General features: G+C 31.0%; 18 protein-coding genes. All 18 read left to right on the top strand.

Annotated features, from left to right (window positions below; genetic code table 11):
* Window positions 1-104 precede the first annotated feature (104 nt).
* Window positions 105-1640, top strand: a complete 1536-nt coding sequence (locus Q0E86_RS04705) for an RNA polymerase sigma factor (RefSeq protein WP_295754868.1) — start codon at window positions 105-107, stop codon at window positions 1638-1640.
* 19 nt (window positions 1641-1659) lie between these two features.
* Entirely contained in the window at window positions 1660-2202 is a 543-nt protein-coding gene (locus Q0E86_RS04700) for a hypothetical protein (RefSeq protein WP_288519910.1), read from the top strand.
* 33 nt (window positions 2203-2235) lie between these two features.
* Window positions 2236-2898, top strand: a complete 663-nt coding sequence (locus Q0E86_RS04695; RefSeq protein WP_288519908.1) for a sigma-70 family RNA polymerase sigma factor — start codon at window positions 2236-2238, stop codon at window positions 2896-2898.
* A 99-nt stretch (window positions 2899-2997) separates the two neighbouring features.
* On the top strand, window positions 2998-3465 hold the full coding sequence (locus Q0E86_RS04690) for a hypothetical protein (protein ID WP_288519907.1): 468 nt from the start codon (window positions 2998-3000) through the stop codon (window positions 3463-3465).
* 50 nt (window positions 3466-3515) lie between these two features.
* Window positions 3516-4493 carry a hypothetical protein gene (locus tag Q0E86_RS04685; RefSeq protein ID WP_288519906.1) on the top strand — a complete coding sequence of 326 codons (978 nt, stop codon included), beginning with the start codon at window positions 3516-3518 and terminating at the stop codon, window positions 4491-4493.
* A 10-nt stretch (window positions 4494-4503) separates the two neighbouring features.
* Window positions 4504-6108, top strand: a complete 1605-nt coding sequence (locus Q0E86_RS04680) for an RNA polymerase sigma factor (protein WP_288519904.1) — start codon at window positions 4504-4506, stop codon at window positions 6106-6108.
* 91 nt (window positions 6109-6199) lie between these two features.
* Entirely contained in the window at window positions 6200-7720 is a 1521-nt protein-coding gene (locus tag Q0E86_RS04675; RefSeq protein WP_288519902.1) for an RNA polymerase sigma factor, read from the top strand.
* Window positions 7721-7874: 154 nt separating this feature from the next.
* Complete coding sequence (locus tag Q0E86_RS04670) at window positions 7875-8960, top strand: zinc-dependent peptidase (protein WP_295754863.1); 1086 nt, start codon at window positions 7875-7877, stop codon at window positions 8958-8960.
* A gap of 127 nt (window positions 8961-9087) precedes the next feature.
* Window positions 9088-12291 (top strand): CAP domain-containing protein, encoded by a 3204-nt coding sequence (locus Q0E86_RS04665; protein ID WP_295754862.1) that lies wholly within the window; start codon window positions 9088-9090, stop codon window positions 12289-12291.
* A 296-nt stretch (window positions 12292-12587) separates the two neighbouring features.
* On the top strand, window positions 12588-14252 hold the full coding sequence (locus tag Q0E86_RS04660; RefSeq protein ID WP_295754861.1) for a hypothetical protein: 1665 nt from the start codon (window positions 12588-12590) through the stop codon (window positions 14250-14252).
* Between the two features lie 96 nt (window positions 14253-14348).
* Window positions 14349-14750, top strand: coding sequence for a DUF2871 domain-containing protein (locus tag Q0E86_RS04655; protein ID WP_288519880.1), 402 nt, complete (start codon window positions 14349-14351; stop codon window positions 14748-14750).
* Window positions 14751-14885: 135 nt separating this feature from the next.
* Window positions 14886-16283, top strand: coding sequence for an MBOAT family protein (locus tag Q0E86_RS04650; RefSeq protein ID WP_288519878.1), 1398 nt, complete (start codon window positions 14886-14888; stop codon window positions 16281-16283).
* A gap of 14 nt (window positions 16284-16297) precedes the next feature.
* Entirely contained in the window at window positions 16298-17404 is a 1107-nt protein-coding gene (locus tag Q0E86_RS04645; RefSeq protein WP_295754858.1) for an alginate O-acetyltransferase AlgX-related protein, read from the top strand.
* 235 nt (window positions 17405-17639) lie between these two features.
* Window positions 17640-18356, top strand: a complete 717-nt coding sequence (locus tag Q0E86_RS04640; RefSeq protein ID WP_288519872.1) for a glycosyltransferase family 2 protein — start codon at window positions 17640-17642, stop codon at window positions 18354-18356.
* Complete coding sequence (locus Q0E86_RS04635) at window positions 18349-19176, top strand: glycosyltransferase (RefSeq protein ID WP_288519869.1); 828 nt, start codon at window positions 18349-18351, stop codon at window positions 19174-19176. Before Q0E86_RS04640 ends, Q0E86_RS04635 begins: the two co-directional genes overlap by 8 nt.
* Window positions 19177-19341: 165 nt before the next feature.
* Window positions 19342-20292: a hypothetical protein gene (locus Q0E86_RS04630; RefSeq protein WP_295754855.1), complete on the top strand. Its 951-nt coding sequence runs from the start codon at window positions 19342-19344 to the stop codon at window positions 20290-20292.
* Entirely contained in the window at window positions 20289-21920 is a 1632-nt protein-coding gene (locus Q0E86_RS04625; protein ID WP_288519864.1) for an LCP family protein, read from the top strand. Before Q0E86_RS04630 ends, Q0E86_RS04625 begins: the two co-directional genes overlap by 4 nt.
* A gap of 85 nt (window positions 21921-22005) precedes the next feature.
* Complete coding sequence (locus Q0E86_RS04620) at window positions 22006-23157, top strand: MerR family transcriptional regulator (protein ID WP_295754853.1); 1152 nt, start codon at window positions 22006-22008, stop codon at window positions 23155-23157.
* Window positions 23158-23188 lie beyond the last annotated feature (31 nt).

Genomic DNA, 23188 nt, shown 5'->3' with positions numbered 1-23188 from the left:
GATAGTATTTATATTGAATATCGTCTATAATGTTTATGCATAAATAAATAGGGATATATAAATATGGGTTATAATATTTTGATTTATAAAAGGGTTAAAAGGAAATGGAAAAGGGTTTAATTGTAAGAGCAAGAAAAAAGGATAATGAAGCAATTGCTGAGATTATTCAATTAACTGAAAGAAAGGCATATTTTATTGCGTATAAAGTAGTCAATAATGAAGCTACAGCTAAAGATATTGTACAGGAAGCGTATATTCAAGCATTTCAAAAGTTGGATCAATTGACGGATGATTCTAAGTTTGAGAGTTGGTTCAATCAGATTGTTTCACATAAGGCATTGGATTATACAAAATCAAAAATTGGTAAGAATAAACCAGTCGAGTTTAGTTCTTTAGATGATGAAGAGGATAGACTTGAGTTTGAGGCCAACATCAAAAATGATAAGGCTTCTTTTGAACCTGAAGCGAGTATGAATTATAAAGAGCTTCAAGAAGGTGTACAGGGCGTATTAAATGAACTTCCTGAAAATCAAAGACTAGCATTGATGATGTATTACTTTGAAGATATGAGTGTTTCTGAAATAGCAGATGTTTATGGTGTGAGTGGAAATACTGTAAAGGGATATCTAGCTTATGGAAGAAAGAAAATCAAGACTATCATCGAATCAATGAGAGAAAAGGGTGTATCTTTCTATGGTGTTGCACCAATGCCATTCTTAACATGGATGTTACATGATCAAATGGCTAAGACAGCTGTTACACATGTTTCAAAAGATATTATCATCAAAACGGTTGGAACAAGTGCAGCAGCTACAACGGCTGGAGCAGCGGCTACTAAGACAAGTGCATCTAAATCTGGTTTTGCAAAATGGTGGGCTAGTAAAACAGCGAGTGTAAAAGCTGGAGTATGTGCTGGAACAGTAGCTGTGACGGGTGCCGTTGGATATGCAGCTGTTGATTATAATAGTAACTATAGACAGGTAGTTAGAGCTGTGAATAAATTAAATGATTTAAGTATTTATCATTTAGAGTTTAAAGAATCAGTTGGTGATGAATATGCAGTTAGTCAATATTACTTTAAAAACACGGATAATAAAGATGAATACTATGGTGCTTATGGTGGTAATGGCTTATCTATTGAATATAAAGTAGAAAATGATCAAATATCTTATTCAATGGTGGATGATTTTGATATGGATAATATTGATAAACGTACATTTGATAATCAGATTACTCCGACAAAAAAGAATCGAGAAGAATACATGTATTTAACTATGGGTACAAAAGCATATTATACGTATCTTTTAACAGGAGAAAACTTAAAACCACAGACAGCTTTAACTAATGTTGTTGATAATAAAGAGGCTGCAGATATTGAATTAAAACAGTGGAAAGATTCGTTGAAAAACAATATTAATAAAGCAGATGTGACAAAAGATAAAAATGGAAATACGGTTTATTCATATACAACAATAGAGCAGGTTGTAGATGAAAACGACGATTCATCTGTTAATGATACGAATGATCTAAAATCCATTATAATGATTAATAAAGATGGATATATTGTGAATAAAAAGATTATAAGAATTACAGATAACAAAGTGGTCAAAGAATTTAACTTTGATCTGTTTGTGAAATAAGGGAGTGCGGGGTATATTTATGAAAATTTGTCCAATTTGCGAAGAATTAGTCGCAGATGAAGTTAATATTTGTAAAAATTGTGGCTTTAGTTTTAATGGAACTAAAAAGGTGGTAGAAACACCAATTCACAAGTCAAAAGAAAAGGCTAGACCTAGAAATAATAATCGAAACAATAAAAATTATAAGATTTTACAACTGTCTAATGTGTCGTTGGATGAAGTGAATCGATGGATTGATGAGCATAATGGAAAAATAAAAATTATTGGTTTTTATGGTTCTTTACAATACACCATGTTGATTGCAGCAATGGCAAAATTTAAATATAGTACTTTAACAATTAAGTATTATCCAGATGTAGAGGGATATGAATATAAAATTTATAAATCACAACATGTGCAGTTGTTCTTTAGTGATCCATTGAAATCATGCTTGAATGATCTTACACCGATTCCTGATGATTGTAGGATGGTTGGTCGTATCCAAAAAAAATCAATGTATCCTGGAGGGAATGGTCAAACCTTGGCTTGTGTTATTCAATTATTAGAAAGAAAAATTTATTAATAAAAAGAACAGTAGATGTAGGAAATAATAATTATGGAAATCAATAAAAATATGACAAGAGCTGAACAGATTGGTCATGTATATGAATATACTTCAAAGTACGCGATCTACATCGGAAGTAGAGTTAAAAATGAATCTGATTTTGTGGAATCAGTAATTGAAAAAACATATATGGAAGCGGATGAAAGAACAGCTCATTTGTGGGATGATTATAGTTTTGAATATTGGATTGATTATTTTCACAAAAAGTGCATGGAAAGTATTTATGATTCATTAGAACCTGAAAGATTCTCCTTTGATTTTTGTGAAATTAGTGAGGATGTAATTGATTTTGAAGCAAATTTAAAAAGTGATAAAAAAGATTTTATTTATGATGAAAATGTGAATTATAACGCACAAATACAACTTTTAGATGAAAGGCTCAATTTATTATCGCCAAAACAAAGGTTTGCGTTGATCTTGTTTTATGTTTTTGATACAGATTTATCTGAAATTGCTGATTTATACAACTTGAAAGAATTAAAAGTAAAATCAATTTTGGCAGAATCTCGTAAGAAATTAAATATGCCAATACCATTCTTTCGTTGGTTGTTGAGTTATCAATTGAGTTTACAACCACCTAAAAGATTTATTGTAGATGATTTAATTTCTAATACATACTACAAAACAGGAGTGGAACAATATAGGCCATACTAATCATTTTCAAAAAAAATTAAAAAAATTTAAATTTAGTATAACCATTTGAAAGATTGTTTCGTCTTATATAGTGAAAAGGTAAATTAGGAGGATATGAGAATGAAAAAATTAGTATTAGGAATGGCTACAGCATTTATGTTGATGTTAGGATCTGTTTCACCTGTGCTTGCATATGAATATGATGGTGTTGATACTTCGGAAATGACACAAGAAGAACTTTTGGCGGCTCAAGAAAAACATCTTCAGGAAAGAACAGAAGCTTCAGAAGATATGCAAAGGACAAAAAAAACGGTTGATACCATGTTTCAAGTATTTCCAGTGCTTATGGTGATAATGGTTGGAGGAACTGTGATTTGTTCTATCTATAATGCGTTTTCTACAAGTCATATTTCAGATGATATGAGTGAATGGAGTAATAGTTCTTCTAAATATGATTGTAACAACTATGATCAAAGAGATTATGAACAAGCTGTTGAAGAACAAGTAAAAGTACATGCATCTGTTCATAAACAAGAAAAAGAAATCAAAAAAAATAATAATCTATTCGATGATGATTATTTGATTTAAAAATATATTGAAAATCATTAAAAACTTAATGTTATAGGAGGAGAAAAAAAATGAGTTTAAATATGGATGAGTTAAATCGTAAGATTGAGGAAAATTTGAAATTGCAAGAGGAAATGAAAAAGCAGCTTGCAGAAATGGAAGAAATTAAAAAGAATTTATTGAATTCTGAATTACAAGGATTGATGGATAAAAGAAAAGAATTGTTGTCAGAGAAGGATAAATCAAAAGCAACATTAAGCAATTTAAAGAACGAGAAAAGAATTCTTGAAGAAAAGATTTTAAAAGAAGATGAGCACTATAACAGCATCCTAAAAGAATTGGATTCTTTGGATGATAAAATTGCAGGTGTATCTGATATAGGATATGTAAGTAATAAAGAAGAGGCTGTATCTGAAAAGAAAAGTACTCCTGAACCAATGATTGAACCAGTAGTAGAAGATATTCCAGAAGAGGTTGTTGAAGAGAAAGCACCAACCAAAACAGAATTGTCTGAAATTCCAAAACAACCAGAATCTATTTTTGAAGAGGCTGTTAAAGTTGCAAAGTCTAATGACAATACTGGTGTTCATTATAGTAATACATTTAGTGGCTTGAAGAAATATGATGAAGAACTATATTATTTTGTGGATGGATTAGAAAGAAGTGCAGAATATTCTTTTAATGAAACATTTACTAAGTTAGGAAATTTCTTGGATTTATTTACAAATAAGATTTTGGCAAAAAATAATGTAAATATCTCTGCAGTAGTACAAAATAAAGTGACTACAGTTGATAAATTAACTGCGAAAATTAATTATATTATTTCAAATCAGATTATTACTGTACCAGCAGATAATGTAAGTTATAAATGTGCAGCATGTGATGAATATATTAAGACAAACTGTTTTACATTCTTAATGATGCTTTATAAGACTGCTGTATTACCAAAAGAACAATTACGTAGTTCATACCCAATTTATAACGATGAAGTAATGACAAAATGTTTAAAATGTATCTTATTTATTTTAAATAGATTCTATGTAGCATAGGGATTAAAGTATGGAAAAGGGTTTAATTGTAAGAGCAAGAAAAAAGGATAATGAAGCGATAGCTGAGATTATTCAATTAACTGAAAGAAAGGCATATTTTATTGCGTATAAAGTAGTCAATAATGAGGCTACGGCTAAAGATATTGTACAGGAAGCTTATATTCAAGCATTCCAGAAGCTGGATCAATTGACGGATGATTCTAAGTTTGAGAGTTGGTTCAATCAGATTGTTTCGCATAAGGCATTGGATTATACAAAATCAAAAATTGGTAAGAATAAACCAGTCGAGTTTAGTTCTCTAGATGATGAAGAGGATAGACTTGAATTTGAGGCCAATATAAAAAATGATAAGGCTTCTTTTGAACCAGAAGCGAGTATGAATTATAAAGAGCTTCAAGAAGGTGTACAGGGAGTATTAAATGAACTTCCTGAAAATCAAAGACTTGCATTGATGATGTATTACTTTGAAGATATGAGTGTTTCTGAAATAGCGGATGTGTATGGTGTAAGTGGAAATACTGTAAAGGGATATCTAGCATATGGAAGAAAGAAAATCAAGACTATCATCGAATCAATGAGAGAAAAGGGTGTATCTTTCTATGGTGTTGCGCCAATGCCATTCTTAACATGGATGTTGCATGATCAAATGGCAAAGACAGCTGTATCACATGTTTCAAAGGATATTATTATCAAAACGGTTGGAACGAGTGCAGCAGCTACAACGGCTGGAGCAGCTGCTACTAAAACAGGTGCATCTAAATCAGGACTTGCGAAATGGTGGGCAAGTAAAACGGCGAGTGTAAAGGCAGGTGTATGTGCTGGAACAGTAGCTGTAACTGGTGCAGTTGGATATGCAGCAGTTGACTATAATAGTAACTATAAACAGGTAGAGAGAGCTATAGAAAAACTTGATGATTTACATTCTTATGAAATTTACGAATATACTATGGGTCCTACTGTTGAAAATGATGAATATGTAGGTAATTATGAATTAAATGATCGTTTGTATGTAGAGAATACAGATTCACCGGATGTTTATAGTGTAATTTATTATGCAAATCCTGAAGCAGGTGTTAAACAAAACTTGTTTGAGAAATTTGATGGTAAAAAAATGGCATCATGTTATTCAGATGCGAATAGTTTTGATGAATTGGATCCAAATTTAATTTCAGACTATAAGGAACCGGTGATTGGTGAGGATGGAATGCCATCTAGTGATGCTCCTTCTGTAGGCTTATGGAAATTAAAATCTGAAACTATAGTTAAATATGATACTTATAATGAAAACTACTTGAGCTTATATAATATACATTACAAAAGCTTATATGGCAAAGATAATATACAAACAAACTTGAAGAAGAAATATCGAGAGATAGCTCGCGAATGTTTAAACAATGCAAAAGTAACAGAAAAAGATGGAGAAAAAACATTCTCGTATCAAACTTATGATTTATCAATTGATGATGAAGGCAATATTCAAGAACATAAAGATATTACTTACAATCTTACTGTTACTATCGATAAGGATGGATATTTAAAAAAATATACAAATCATAGTCATATAGATTTTGAGTATAAAAATGAAATAACTATAGCTAATATGCAAAAGAAATAGGGACTGGTTTTGATTGAAGATGTGATCAGAAGATTGCATCTTTATTTTCATAAATAAAAGAAGTAGGGATACAAGGTGTTAGAGGAGAAATATGGAAAAGGATTTAATTAATAGAGCAAGAAAAAAGGATGTTCAAGCCATTAGTGAGATTGTTCAAAAAACACAGCGTAAGGCAATTTATTTTGCGTATAAGGTTGTTAATGATGAAGCGTTAGCTAAAGATATAGTTTTACAATCTTATATATTGGCTTTTCAAAATTTAAATCAATTGATGGATGATGGAATATTTGAACATTGGTTTGGTCGAATAGTTTCAGAACAATTGTTGAATCAAATTGAATATGAAAAGAGTTCATCTTTAAATTCTAGCTTTTATGTAGATGAAGAAGATCGAATTGAATTTGATGCCAATGTTCGAAATGATAAAATGCCGTTTAAGTTTGAATCATTTATGAATGTTCAAAAGATTCAAGATACTACACAAAGCGTTTTAAATCTCTTAACGGAAAAACAACGTTTGATGTTAATGATGTATTATTTTGAAAATATGAGTATTTTTGAAATTGCTGATATTGTTGGTGTAAGTGAGAATGCTGTAAAAGATAATTTGGCTTATGCCAGAAAGAAAATAATGAATACTTTAAGCGATGCAAATGTTAAATCTATGGCATTTTTAAGTTGGTTTTTAAATGATCAAATGTCAAAAATGATTTCATGTCATGTGTCTGTGGATACTATTGTTGAAGCAATAAGTTGTATACCTCAACAAGTAGGAATATACGACAATATGTCTGGTATCCTTGGTTGGTGGCTTCGAAAAACAGCGATTTCTAAAGCTTTGATTGTTGTTCTTTCAATGACTCTAATGTCATTTATTTTGGGTGCGTTAAGTGATAGCAACTATAATACAATTGTAAAGGCTACAGAAAAGTTGGACACTCTTGAATCGTTTCATATAAAAGGAGTGCAGCACACACAAAATGGTGATATTGATTTTGATGTTTATATCAAAAATACAGATGATATAGATGAGTATTATGCGGTTGCTACAACTACAATTCCTGAAGAAGTTGGTTATTATTATGTTTTCCATTATAAAGATAATCAATGCCAAAAGTATATAACGACTACACCTGTTGATTTAAATTCAATAGATGGAAGTCAATTTGGAGAATATTTAACACCATCAACCAATGGAAATGATCTTGTGGATTGTTATATACTTTCTTCAAAATCTATATATAAAGAGCTATTAACAATGCAACCTGACAGTTATGATATAGCGCTTTTGAAAGCATGTGGTATATTGTTTAATGGAGATGAAAATTTACGGATTAGAGCTGTAGATAAAGTACGAGTTTTAGATAAAGAAAATATAAATGAAGCTAACTTTGAAAGAGATGGAGATATAAAGAGAATAAAGTATAATCTCGCATTATGGAAAACAGACAATTCAAATGAAATAATTACAGAACAAAAATCAGATTCAAGCAATATGGTTGAAATTCGTGATGGATACATAACACATTTAGAGTTAAATGATCCGATTGATGGTGGACAATATTACTATGGTAGTTATTTAAAAATGGATTTTATAGACTTTGTTGAATAGATACAGAAATGTATCTGTTTTTTTTGTTTCTAATGAAAACACTCATTCTATTTGTATTAGACGAAAAAAATAAAATTTATTAATCATTTTAATAACCATTCTTACTTTTACTTCGTCTTAATAATGTAAGGCAAAACAGAAGGAGAAATTTTATATGAATAGAAGTAAAGTTATGTTTTCGGGTTTAGTGTTTTCTGTTGTATTTGGATTGATGTATTGGTATCGAGATTTGTTAGGTAATAAGGAAATTACCATTATGGATCAATCGCTTATTAATCATTTTGATTTGAAGCTTTGTTTAACTGTTGCAGTATTGAGTATGTTGCTTATTGTAGTTCTTCTTTATAGCAAGGAAGTAGATCCTGATCAATATAGATTTGAATTTATTCGTAGCACTTTAAGTCAGGATGAGTTAAATCGAATTGATGGTTTGGACAAAGAGGGTAAGCGTATTGCGTATGAGATGCATTTTAATGAGTTTTCTTATAAACAAATATTAGAATGTAGAACTTATGTGAATGAAAATAAGCCAAAGACAAATCATCGTTTAAAGTTAGGCTTGATTAGTTTGATTTCAATGACTTTGGTTTTTGTGTTATATCCTACGTATTCAGCTTATAAGGTTGCTGAGAATGAATATAATGAAATGTTAAGACTTCAAGAAGAGGCTTATAACCAGATTATTGAGGATGAATATATCACTTTGGATGGTTTACCAACAATTCATGTGATTCCTGGTAATTCTTTAAAAATTGGGGATGTACAAAAGTATATGGATTTATTTGTAAAATCACAACCTGATTTTTTATTAAGTAATTGTCGTATGATCCATATTTGCGAGCCGAAGAATTTTATGGATATCGCAATAGCTGATGGAGTGGATGTAAGAGATGATGGACTAGGAACTACATGCGCATATGCATCAGAGGAAGATTTTTCGATTACTTTACAAATTGATGTAGATGATGAGCATGATCAACAAAATACAGTGAGTCACGAATTAAGTCATATTTTTGATTTTGCGAGTGGATCTGGATATGGAGATTATGGTATTTCAAATAGCGCACAATTACAGAGTTTATATCAAAATTATCCGGATTGTGTAGGGGCATATGGAGCTACGGATTCAGCAGAATATTTTGCGCAAGCTGGCGCTATGTATGTGAATGATCCTGAGAATTTGAAATCTGTTTGTATGGATTTATATAACTTTGTGGATAGTCTTTATCATATGTATTAAAAAATTTAAATTTTATATAACCAATCATGGAGTTGTTTCGTCTTATATAGTGAGGAGGACAGAGATATGAGTTAGAAATATATAGTTATTTAGTTGAGACTGTTTTAGAAAGAAAGAAGGTAATGAAATGAAAAATAGGAATAAGACATTAACAAGTTTAGCTGCAGCTAGTATGGTTTTGACACAGGCTGGTCAAATGAGTGTATTTGCGAAAGAAGAGCCAATCAAGAATTTATCCGATACAGAAGTGGTAAGAGTTGAGAAAACACAAAAGGAATTGTTGGAGGAACAAATCAAGAACACTTTGGATCAAGTGAATGAGGCTAAAAAGAAATTTGATGAGGCTCAAGAAAAATTTGAAACGTATAATAAGAATGATTATGCGTATGCAGTTTCAAATAGGGATTTGGCTGAAAGAAATTATTTAAGTGCAAAGGATGATGCTCAAGAAGCAATTGTTTCTGCTTTAGAAAAACAGATTCAAGAATTAGAGGCGAATCAAGTTGCTTTAAAAGATGCAAATGATAAAAAGAAGGGCTTAGAGTCTAGATTAGAGAATGCGAACGAGGAGTTAAAGCAGGCTCAAAATGAATTAATTGAAAAACAAAAGGAGTATGAATCTTTATTGAATGGTAGTTCAAAAGAACAGATCGAACAGAATGTAAATGAACTAAAAGCTCAATTGGAAAGTGCAACACTTGCTTATCAAGATGCTTCAAATAGAGTAAATGAACTTTTGAATGCAAAACAAGAAGCAGATACTAAAGTGTTGAATCTGCAGAATGCTTTAGAAAGTGCGCGTGTTGAGTTATCTAATGCTAAGAGTGATGTGGTTCATGCACAAAATGCGTATGATATTGCGAGTGTGGATTATAATGAAAAGCTGGAAATTTATAATGGTGCAAGTGATCCAGAATTAAAGGCAGAGTATGAAAAACAGGCTGTTGAGGCAAAGAATACTTTAGATCTTGCACAAAATGAGTTGCAGAATGCTAAGTTGATTCAACAAAGTAAGGTGGATGCGGTTGCGAGTGCAGAGTCTAGTGTTGTTGAGGTAGAGAATGAGATTCGTGATTTAAAGTCTTTGATTGATGCAAAGGAAAATGAATTGTTAGGTATAAATGAATCTATAGGGATTGTGGAAAAGGAATTGAGTGCAGCTAAAGAACAGTTGGATAGGGCTATAGAATCAGAAAGCAGTATGCAAGAGGTTTTAAATAAGGCTCAAATTGCTTTGGATGCAGCAAAAAAGGAAGTTGAAGCTCAACAAATGAATGTAGATAAGGCTCAAAGTGATGTCGATGCACAACAGAAGATTGTGAATCAATTACGTGTAGATAAGGAGCAGGTAAGTCAAAAAATATCTTTGGGTTCTAAGGGGTTCTTTGAGGCTTATGGTTATACAAATGCATTGAAGGTGTTGGAAGAAAATAGTGTAGAGATTGGTAAGTATACTGAGGTTGGTGCTGAAAATGATGCGACGAGTTTAGAAAACTTTAAAGAGGCAATTTCTATGGTTAAGACGGGGAATGCGTTGCGTGTATCGGATGATAATTTTAAGGGGTTAAATCCTTTAAAAGTTAATGCGGAAATGTTCGCAATTTCTCAGGTGCAGGTAAATCAAATGGCTAAAACGAAATATGGTCATACACAATTGTATAATGTGGGTGAAAATATTGCGGTTGGTTATGATGATCCTTATGTTGGTTGGTATACCGAAGAGAAGGCTGTCTATGATTATCTTCAAGCAAAGGGATGGGATATAAATGATATTAGAGATCATCAAGGAAATTATATTGATGTAGATAAGGCAAATGAAATTGTTAAGGCTTGTAATCTTCCAGATATTCCTTGGGTTCAAACTGGACATTATACAAATATGTTAAAGTCTAGATATGTTGGTACCGGAACAGCTTGGATTGAGGGGTATACTTCAAACGAATATCATAAACATGCTGGACAAGTATTTTCGAGTCAATGTAGTTTAGATAGTTTATTAACGATTGAAGAGTTCGAATCCCAATTTAATGCATATTATGATTCATTAATGAATGCAGATGGTGCTTATGAAGATGCGAATGTGATTTTGGAACAATTAAAAGGAGAATTGTATAAGCAAAATTCTGTATTAACACAAAAAACAAATGATCGAAAGGTTACTGAACAAAATAAAGTAGATGCAGAAAATAAATTGAATTCAGCAAAAAATGAAGTGGGTCGTTTAGAAGGGATTGTTAAGGAAAAACAAAAAAATCTTGATGATTTGTGTTCAGAAGAAGCAACTTCTAATATTATTAATGAAATTCAAAACTTGAAGGCATTGAAATCGAATAAAGAGTCGTTAGACTTGGTTGTTGCGCGACAAGAGGTCGAGAACGCTAAAAAAGAGATGGCAGAAGCAAATGCAAATGTAAATAATAAAGAAACTTTAGTTAAGAATGCTCAGATGGAATTGGATAAGAGAAGTGAGATTTTAGAAGAATCAAATAAGGGTGAAGAGAAGGCGTATAATAATTTAAAGGTTTCTGAAAGTGTATTAAAAGAAATGGGTAAAGCATTGGAGGATACTAAAAAAGTGGTTTTTGAGAAGCAGTCAAATGTGACTTCCAAAGAGCGTGAAATGGATTGTGCTAGTGAGTTATTAGATGGTATTTCTAAAGATTTAAGTGATTCTAAAAAAGCTGAAGAGATTAAAAAAGTAGAAATGAATAATATAAATGATCATTATCAAGCATCATTATCAGTTCAAAACAGATTGAATAGTACAAGTGATACAATTATGCATTTAAATTCTAGAATACAGGATTTGAATAATATGATTACTCAAATGTGTAAGAGTATAACACTTAATAATCTAAGTGTTCAGAAGATAAATGCTAAGATTGAAGAATTAGAATCTTTAAAATTAGAAATTGAAGATGCGAAAGCAGAATTTGATTCTTTCACTGTAAATCATCCAATTCAATCCTATAAAATGCGTAGTGGTTTAGTTGAATCTTTATATGAAAAGATTGACGTAATGAAAGAGGCTTATAGAAATTATGAAGATGCTTTAAAAACTTTTAAAGAGGCTGAAACTTTGAATAATAAGAATGTAAAAGCATTAGAGTTGGCTGGTAAAAATTATGCTTTGGCGAAATTGGATCTAGAAAATGCGAACAATAATTTGAGAGTCTACTTAGAGAATGTAGAAGGTGATGTAGAAATCAAAGAAAAGGAAAATGTAAATACTGCAACAGAAACTGCATTAGGATTATATTCATTAAGTGGTGTCTTAGGTTTAGCAGGAATTGCATTAGTAGGAAAGAAAATGAAAAGAGAAGAAGAATAATTTAAACGTTTTTAGGAATAGGCTGGAAATTTGAAAGGGTTGTATGCCATTGATATGGTTAAAGAAAGAAGGTGTAAATATTTAGGTGATTCTTTGATTGTTGAAGTATTAAAAAGAAGAAATAAATAATGGTTCAATTTGGAGGTAGATGCTACCTCTTTTTATAACCAATTGATTGAATATCAATATAATATATTTTTGTTAACGTATGATGATTTATGGTCAAGTTCTAACTGAAAACGCTTTTAATGATACTTTAAATCTAGTACAATGAAGTTAGTTAGGAGGGTTTAATAATGAACAAACTTACGAAACAGTTACTTTCATTAGGGTTGAGTGTTGTAACTGTGGCTGGTATGGTTTCACCGGTACTCGCAAATGATAGAGTGAATGTTTTAAAAGCTCAGGATTCTTCAACTCAAACAACTAAGGAAGGTACGAAAACAATTAAGTTGCATGTTTTCAAGGATGGAAAAGAAGAACCAAATCCTATTGATGTGGAAGTACCTGCAAATGCTAATGTTATCGAAGTAATGGATATAATTGCGAATAATTATGTTCCTGCTGGATATGGCATTGATGGAAAAGGTGGTGCTTCAGGCCTTTATAATACTCCGGAAGATGAAAACGTATGGTATATGCATTTAGTGAATAAGAATGCTCCACAAGTTCAATTGAAGGATTACAAAGTTGAATTTGTACTTTATGGATCTGATGAAGTGGTTGGAAATACTTTGCTTAAATTAAGTGACTATTTAGATGCAGACAAGGTAAGTACAGATGTTGAATTTTTTGTTCCAACTGAATATAAACTTGCGTATGAAAATGAAAAGCCATTGATTGAAAAAGATGGTAATGGTGGATATAGAGCTTATGTAGTCAAAAAGTCTACAGATGTTTTGGAGAATTATCATTTAAAAGTTGTTTATCAATATGAAACTAGGGAACCACAAAATTTTGATTTTGTGCTAAATGAAACTGAAGATGGTTTTGATTATATTCAAGAGCACTATGTTCCAGCTGGATATAAATCGCTTACTACGGGATATGAATTTGATAAAAATGGTGAAAAACAATGGACTTTACTAGTTTATAAGCCAAAAGCTGTAAGTTACAAAGTATATATCAATGATGCTACAGATGGAGTGACTCATACTGCAGAAGTTCCTGAATATGGTACAAAAAAAGATATTCAAGATCGATTACTTAGTGAGAATGGATATATATTCTATACTTTTGATAATTTGATTGAAGAATCTACTGATGTATATGTAATGTATTTACATAGTAGTGATGCGATTGTGGCTAAACCAGAAAAACATCCAACAGATACAGCAGATTTATTAAAAAATAGTTTAGCTTTAGAGGCTAATAAAGATCTTAAAGCTAAATATGATGAGGCTGTTCAAAATGGTGCTACACCAACACTTGTTCCGGTTATGAAACGTGAGGGTGCTGTATCTGATGCAGACAACACTAGTTTAAATAAATTTGCGAAAGAAAATGGATTTGGTGCTGGAAATGTATTTACAATTGATGTTGCGTTGGTAAGTGATGGAGAAACTTTGGGTTATTTAACTCAGTTATCTGAACCATTGACTTTCAAAGTTGAAATTCCTAAAGAATTGAAAAAAGCAAATCGTAAATTCTATGTATTGCGTTTACATGATGGTAAAGTTACAGCATTAGATTTAGCTGAAGATGGAACATTTACTACAGATCAATTCTCAAGTTATATGTTGGCATATAAAGATGTAGCTGCAACTAAGCCTTCAACAGGCACAACTACAACTAAGCCTGCAACACAAGCTAAGAAAGATCCTGCTGCTAAAAAGGATCCTAAAAAGAATAAAACTGTGAATACGGGTGTACAAACAGCTGGTACATTCTTTACTGGCTTAATGGCTGTTTCAGTTGCTGGACTTGGTGTTGTAGAAGTATTAAAAAGAAGAAATAAATAATGATTTAATTTGGGGGTAAATTTACCTCCATTTTTTTATGCATATCAATTGAAGGCTATTTTAGAAAGGTCCATAATAGGCCAGGGTGGTGATAATATGAAACGTTTAATGAATGCATCCATCGTATATGGAGTACTTGGTTTAATTGGTGGTGTATTTTATCGTGAATTTACAAAATTAAATGGTTTTACTGGTTTTACAACTCTATCGGTTGTTCATACGCATTATTTGATGTTGGGAATGGTGTTTTTCTTAATGCTTGTATTATTAGAGAATAACTTTCGTTTTATAGGTAATAAGGTAAGAAAGTATTTGTTGTTTTATCATATTGGATTGAATCTAACAGTAGTTATGTTAGTTGTTCGCGGTGTAGTACAAGTGCTTAGTTTAGATGTTTCAGGTGCAGCTATTTCTGGAATTGCTGGTATTGGGCATTTAATTTTGGGTATTTCTATGGTTTTAATCTTAATTTCAATTCGAAAGAAGCTAGATGTCTGACGTATAATGTTGGACTTTTTTAATAAAATTATTATTACTGGCAAAAAATTTTAACAATTAGAATTTTAAAGTTTATTGATTAATAGAATTATTGTATGTTATGGTTATGTTTGTTAGTTTACAAGGAGATATGAAATGGTTTTTAGTTCGGCAATATTTTTATTAATGTTTTTGCCAGTAACATTTATTGTGAATTTCTTTTTGAATAATAAATTCTCAAATGTTTGGTTGTTACTGGCAAGTTTGTTTTTTTATGCATGGGGAGAACCTGTTTTTGTTCTTTTAATGATTCTTTCCATTGTTTTAAACTGGTTGGTGGGTATTTTAATAACAAAGACAAAAGATAAAAAGAGAAATATTATATTAACGGTTGGTATTATTTGTAATTTATCTTTATTAGGTTACTACAAATATGCTGGCTTTGCGGTTAGTATTTTAAATCGGTTGGCACATCATGAAGTATTACCAGTTCCACAAATCGCATTGCCAATTGGTATTTCGTTTTTTACATTTCAGGCAATTTCTTATATTGTGGATGTTTATAGAAATGATACAGAGTGTTCTTTTAATTTGATCAATGTAGCTTTATATATTTCGTTCTTTCCACAATTGATTGCAGGACCTATTGTAAAGTATCGCGATATAAATAAACAAATCATGAATCGTAAAGTAAATTGGCTTAAGGTTTCTGCTGGTTTTAAACGGTTTATTTATGGTTTATCAAAAAAAGTTTTGATTTCAAATGTATTAGGTTTATGTGCGGATACAATTTATTCGTATGATATTTCATTGTTAGATTGGAAAATGGCTTGGATTGGGGCATTGGCGTATACATTTCAAATTTATTATGATTTTTCGGGATATTCGGATATGGCAATTGGTTTAGGAAAGATGTTTGGGTTTGATATTTTGGAAAACTTCAATTATCCATATTTATCAAAATCAATTTCTGAATTCTGGAGAAGGTGGCATATTTCACTTGGATCTTGGTTTCGTGAATATTTATATATTCCGTTGGGTGGAAATCGTAAAGGGGAATTTAGAACATACATCAATTTGTTTATTGTGTTTTTGTTGACAGGTTTATGGCATGGTGCTAATTTCACATTTGTGTTATGGGGCTTATATCACGGTTTCTTTTCAATTATTGAACGCCTTGGTTTTGGTAAATGGCTTAAGAAACATAATGTACTCGCAACAATATATTGTTTTTTAGTTGTGAACTTTGGATGGGTCATGTTTAGGTCTACATGTATTAAGGATTGCTTGAGATTTATTTTAAGAATGATTTTACCATTCAAATATACAAATAAAGGGATTATGATTCAAAATTATTTTGACTTAAAGGTATTATTCATAGGAATTATAGCTATATTGGGTGCTGGAATAGTAAAGAAATATACGCCAAGAAAAATAGCTGATAAATGGAAAGATTCAATTCCTGAAGCGTTGTATTGTATATTTATATTGGTTTTATGTTTAGCTTCAATTGCGAGCAATACATATAATCCATTTATTTATTTTCAGTTTTAAAAGGGGGTATTTGAATGAAAAAGCATAAAGTAGCACAAAAATTAATTCTATTATCCTTTGTTGTAGTGATTTGTTTATCATGGGTTTTTGGATTTGTTTTCCGACCATTCTTAGATACGGCAAACCATGAAAATCGAAAGATGGCTGAAATACCCACGTTTAAATTAAGTGAATATGAAAAGTATCCTGAGGAATTCACAAATTGGTTAAATGATAATATACCTTTTAGAAATGCATTAATTTCATTGAATTCATATATTGATTATTCTTTGTTTAGAAAATCTACAAATCCTGTTGTTAAAATTGGTAAAGGAAACTGGCTTTTTTATTCAAATGTAGCTGATGGAGATTCAATTGGTACAGTTCAAGGTACAAATTTATTATCTGAAGAGCAATTAAAACAAATCGCAGAACATTGTATCGAACAAAGAGACTTTATTGAGAGTCAAGGCAAGGAATTTGTGATTTTTATTGGACCCAATAAAGAGGGTATTTACAGTGAATATTTGCCTGATTATTATGGAAAACCATCGGAGGTTTTTAAGACAAAACAAATTGTAGATTACTTGAAGAAAAATACAGATTTAAGAATCATTTTTCCGTATGATCAACTAAAAGAAACTAAAAAACAATTAAAAGAAGACTTGTACTATACCACAGACACACATTGGAATTATCTTGGTGGTTATATTGGCGCAAGTGCTCTATTAAAAGAGCTAGGTATTAATATGCCTACTATTACGGATTTAACTATATCAATGGACGGAAATCATCCAGGGGATTTGGCTGCCATGTTGAATTTGAGCAATCAATTATTATCAAATGACTTTGAATATTCTTTGAGTGGATATGATAAGCATAATATTAAAGAAAAAGAAAACTCTTTTTTTGATGTATTGTCATATAGTGCTAAAAATGCAGATAATCGAAGTATATATATATTAAGAGATTCATTTACTTCTGCAATGGCACCATATATTGGATCGCAATTCAGAGAATCTTATATGCGCCATGTTAGTAGTTATACATATGAAGATTTAGAAAAGCAAGATCCTGATATTGTTGTTTATGAAACAGTAGAAAGAGCAGTTGATGGTTTGTCAACATTTTCGTTTAAGTAAGTTTAATTCAAAGATTTAACTACAGAGTTAATTCAATGCTTAATCTTTAAAAATAATTGCTGAAATTAAATGATAATTTTTGACAATATCACATAATTTAATGTATGTACTTTATATAAAGTGGATAAATGTACTTTTATCCGCTTTTTTTGTGTTTGGGTTTTTGTGTGATGATATTTCATGTGTTATACTTTTACAGATAGGGATACCTATCGAATTAGAAGGGGAGTCAAGCATGATTTCAGTATGTATGGCCACATATAATGGCGAGAAGTATTTAAAAGATCAACTGGACTCTATTTTAAAGCAGATTCAGAGTAGTGACGAAGTCATCATTTCGGATGATGGTTCAAATGATTCTACAAGATATATTATTGAGGAATTTCAAAAGGAATATAAGAATATTTATTTGGTGGATGGTCCTAAACGTGGGGTTCAAAAGAATTTTGAGAATGCCTTAAAACATGCCAGGGGAGATATCCTTTTTTTGAGTGATCAAGATGATGTTTGGATGGATGGCAAGGTAAAAAGAGTTTTAAAGGAATTTGATAATTCTAAGACTTTGTGTGTGGTCCATGATGCACAGATTGTGGATGGAAATATGAATAAGGTGAGGGATTCGTTTTTTGAATTGAAGAATGGAAAGCCTGGCCTTTTACATAATTTATATAAGAATGCGTTTATTGGATGTTGTATGGCATTTCGTAAATGTGTTTTTGAGAAGAGTTATCCGTTTCCAGATCATATTGAGATGCATGATTGGTGGATTGGTTTAGTGGCTGAATGTATGGGGAATACGGTATTTATTTATGAGCCGTATTTAAAGTATAGAAGGCATGGTGATAATGCGTCTTCTTTACATCATCATCCATTAAAGAAAATGATTTTTAATCGCTTATATTTTATTGAACAATTGATGATTCGTTGGATACAGGTGGGATGGCATGCTTAAAATAGGTTCTTGTACAGTATTATTCAATCCGGATAGAGATGTAATTTCGAATATTGAAACTTACAAAGATTTAATGGATGTTTGTGTTGTAGTGGATAATTCGGACAATAAAAATGAAGTATCGAAATATTTTGAGGAAGATTTTTCCTACATATATATTGATATGCATGGTAATCAAGGTATTGCGGCTGCATTAAATGCGGGTATTGAATATCTTCATTCTGTAAATATGGATATGGCTTTAACGATGGATCAGGATAGTTTATTTCCTACATCTGATTATTCATCTATTTATCAATTGATTGAAAAATATCAGGATGAGTATTCTTTAATTGGTTTGGATGTCAATAAGGTGGATCCAAGTCAAGAAATAGTATCCGTTCAGTATTGGATTACTTCTGGTAATTTTGTGAATATTTCAGATTTTTATTTGGCTGGTAAAATGAATGAAGCTTTATTTATTGACTATGTCGATTTTGATTTGGGATATAGATTTAAAAAGGCGCATTTAAAGATTGGGTATTTAAGTGGCTATTGTATAACGCATACAATAGGGAATCCAATTCCAATTCATATATTGAATAAGACTTTTTATGCGTTGAATCATTCTCCAATTCGTTATTATTATCGGTATCGTAATGCGTATTACTTATATCATTATGTGGATAGAGAATTCTTTAAAAAAGAGTATCGTCGTGAGATGTTTGGTAGTTTGATTAAGATGTTTATTTTTGAAAAGAAGCGAAATGAAAAGATAAAAATGATTAAAAAAGGACTTTCGGATGCGAAGAAAAAGCGTTTAGGAAAGTTCACTGCCTAATTTTTTTGTTTCAGTGCTGTAATTATGGTATACTTTTGTGCGTGGGAATAATTCCTGCAGGAAATGAGATGTATTGGTTATTCAGTCATTTTGACTATAAAATAAGTAGTTTTTAACTGGGGGATAGTTAAAGGCATAAACAAACTTTAGACAAGGGAGTCAATTATGTTGGTCACAATTATAAGTGCAGAGCACTCTTTACGTAGTAAATGGGTAAGAGAATATTTTGCTTCAAAGGGGGACGAAGTCAAAGTAATCTTGGTTGATAAAAGTTCTGTACATTCTTTCTTTGCGAGAATTGATTTTTCAAAGCAATTAAGAAAGAGTTTGGATGCATTAAATCCGAATCTTATATATTGTGAAACAACTATTGATTTTCTTATGCGTGAACTTAAGGTATATAAAAATAAAAATAATAATGTAAAATTAATTTTTGATGTATGTGATGATTTCAATGTAGATCAAAAATATTTAAATCAGGCAGACCATCTATTTTGTGCGAGTGAATCATGCAGGGGGCATATTCATGGTGCACAAGTCTTATATCCAACAAATGGTCAATCTTGTTTGAATACAAGTCCTGAACTGAGTAAAGAGGAATTGTTTTTTTGTTTAATTGGAAATAAGAATATAGATATGAATTTTTGTGTTTCCTTTTTAAGAGAATGCTCTATATTAAAAAAGTGTACTCTACATATTTTAGGGGATTGGAAACTCAAAGAAAGCTTTATACAAAATGTTTTAAATGTTGGTGTAAATGTCGTAGATCATAAAGGCATAGGTAGTCAATCTACAAGGCAAGAAGTCTATGATCAATGTCATTATGGATTGAATATAATGGATTTTGAAGGAATCAATTCAGAATCTTTAGAATATATGTGTGGACAGATTCCAATCATAAATTCTATAGAAGGGGATCTTAGCCAATTTTGTAAGTTATGGGATATTGGAAAGAATATTGATGCTCAAAACTATAAAATTGTTGCTTCTAATATTTGTGCAGAAAGCTTAGATGTGCAATTAAATCGAAGGTTACATATGCGTAATTTATATAAAACATATTTTACGAAAGATAAATTTTTTGAAACATTAGATGAAATAGGAGGAAGTTTATGAGTCGTCATGAAGAAAAGAAGAAGTCTATAGTTTTTATAATATTCGGAATTTTATTGTCCATTATATTGGTTGTATTTACGGGTGCTTTAATTTATCAAATCTATAAATTACAAGTTTTACCAGATAAAATTTTAATTCCAGGAATTTTAGCTATCATCCTATTTGGCTTGATTTTGTTGTTGGTGCTTAACTTCTGTACACACGGAATTATTAGTAAAATCATTTATTCATTTTTAGTCATTGCGATTTGTGTTGTATATGGATTTGGAAACTTTTATTTGTATTCTACAAGTAAGACATTAACAACAGTAACAACACAATCAAACAAAGCTAAAAACACAGTTTCAGTCATTGCGATGAATTCTAGCAGCATGGAAGATGTAAAGAGTTTAGAAGGTGCTAAGCTTGGTGTTTTGACAAATATTGGTAAGGAATCTACACAAAAGTCATTGAAGGATATTAAAAAGAATAAGGTAACTTATACAAAATCAGATTATGATAATGTGCCTAGTTTGATTAAGGCTTTGTATGATGGTGAAGTAGATGCGATTGTATTAAATGAAGCGTATCGTCCTAATGTATGTGATATGGAAGAGTATGCCAATTTCAATAATGAGACAAAGGTGATTCATAAAACGGTTTATTATACAAAAGAAAATAGTTCTCCATTAGCGGTTTCGGATATTACTTCAAAACCATTTAATATTTTAATTAGTGGAAATGATTCATTTGGTGACTTAAATGAAAACTCAAGATCTGACGTAGATATGTTAGTTACAATCAATCCTGTGACTTCAACAATTTTACTAACAAGTATTCCTCGTGATTCTTATGTAACAGAAGTATGTGATGACTATGCATGTAACTATGGGGTAACAGATAAGTTAACACATACAGGAATGTATGGTGTAGATACGACAAAGGATACAATTGAAAATTTATTAGACATTGAAATCAACTATGTATATCGTGTCAACTTCACAAGTATGATCAATATTGTGGATGCACTAGGTGGAGTCGATGTAACGGTACCTGAAGGTATGGCGGTTTCTAAATTTTATACAAATAGTAATTTAGAAGGTGTACATGAAGGTGAAAACCATTTGGATGGTAAACGTGCATTAGCTTATTCTCGTGAAAGAAAAGCTTACTTAGATGGGGATGTGCAACGTGCTCGTAACCAGCAACAAGTATTGCAGGCTATGTTTAAAAAGGCTACATCACCAGAAATTATTAAGAATTATGTAAACTTATTAAATGCCTTGATTGGTGCTTTTGATACAAATATGACGACAGATGAAATTACTTCTTTTATCAAATACCAAATTCAGGCAAGTCCAAATTGGAAATTTGAACAATTTGTTCTTAAAGGTGATAATGACTTACGTGTCAGTCCAGAACTTGGTTCAGAAGTAAGTGTTGTTATTTTATATGATTCTTATATCAATATTGCGCATGATAAGATTCAAGCTGTACTAGATGGAAAATCCAGTGATACAGTAGAAGCACAAGAAGATACTCCAGCAGGAACTTTATCGGAAGAAGAAATTGAAGCTCAAATCCAATATGGTTTAATGACTGAAGCACCAATTGAAGATGAAGGTGCAGATATTTATTATGGTGGTTAATGGTTTCTTTATTTATTAAAGTAATTGAAATTAAATAGATTAGGGGAAGCTTTGCTTCCCCTATTTGATTGTAGGTGAAATTATGATGCATTATACAACGGGAAAATTCGCAAAAAAAGCAGGCGTTACAGAGCGTACGCTTCGTTATTATGATAAAATTGGATTGTTGAAGCCTAAAAAGAATGATGAGAATTCATATCGTTTGTATACAGATGAAGATTTTGTCCTTCTTCAAAAAATTTTGGTCTTTAAATCATTGGGGTTTTCATTGGATGAAATACGTTTTCTGATACATGATAATAATGAAATTGAAAAATCGTTGGATGTACAAAAAAAATTAGTCAAACAAAAGATAACTTATTACACTAAGGTGTATGATTCTTTAAATTATACTTCAAGGCTTTTAAAGAATGATGCCAATGCACTAGATCATTTAGTAGAAACCGTACGTTTGTTGTCAAAACAAGATTCTTTGGCTGAGCAATATAAAAACGCAAACAATTTAAATGTGCGAATTGAATTACATGAAAAATATTCTACCAATCCAATAAAATGGTTTGATTGGTTATATGAAAATATTGATTTTAGTAAAATCAATACGCTTTTAGAAGTTGGGTGTGGAAACGGGCAGCTTTGGATGAATAAGCGTAAGGATATTCGTAATCGTGAAATCTTTTTAACGGATGTATCTGATGGTATGTTAGAGGATGCAAAACAAAATCTAAATGACAATTTTAGTTTTTTTGTCGTAAACTGTGAAAATATTCCATTTAAGAAGGAATTTTTTGATGCGATTATCGCAAATCATGTATTATTTTATTTGAATGATTTAAATCAAGGCCTTTCAGAAATTAAACGCGTTTTAAAGAAGAATGGTGTTTTTTACTCAACGACATATAGTAAAAATCATATGAGAGAAATCAATGAACTTGTTAAAGAATTTAATTCGAATGTTTATCTTTCTGAACAACCACTATATCATCGTTTTGGATTGGAAAATGGTGAGATGCTTTTAAAACAATATTTTAAGAATGTTGAATGTAAGATTTATAATGATTACTTAGACATAGATAATGCGAAGCTGATTGTGAATTATATTTTAAGTTGTCATGGAAACCAAGACATTCTTTTAGAGAAGTATGATGAATTCTATGATTTTGTAGAAAATAAAATCAAAGAAAAAGGTTTTATCCGCATTACCAAAGAGGCGTGTCTATTTATTTGTGAAAATAGATGATTTGGAAAGATTTTGTAGATTAACGTTTCAA

The sequence above is a fragment of the uncultured Holdemanella sp. genome (assembly GCF_934754935.1).
Classification (GTDB): domain Bacteria; phylum Bacillota_I; class Bacilli_A; order Erysipelotrichales; family Erysipelotrichaceae; genus Holdemanella.
The sequence above is the reverse complement of the archived record's forward strand: the minus strand, read 5'-3'. Positions and strand labels throughout refer to the sequence as shown.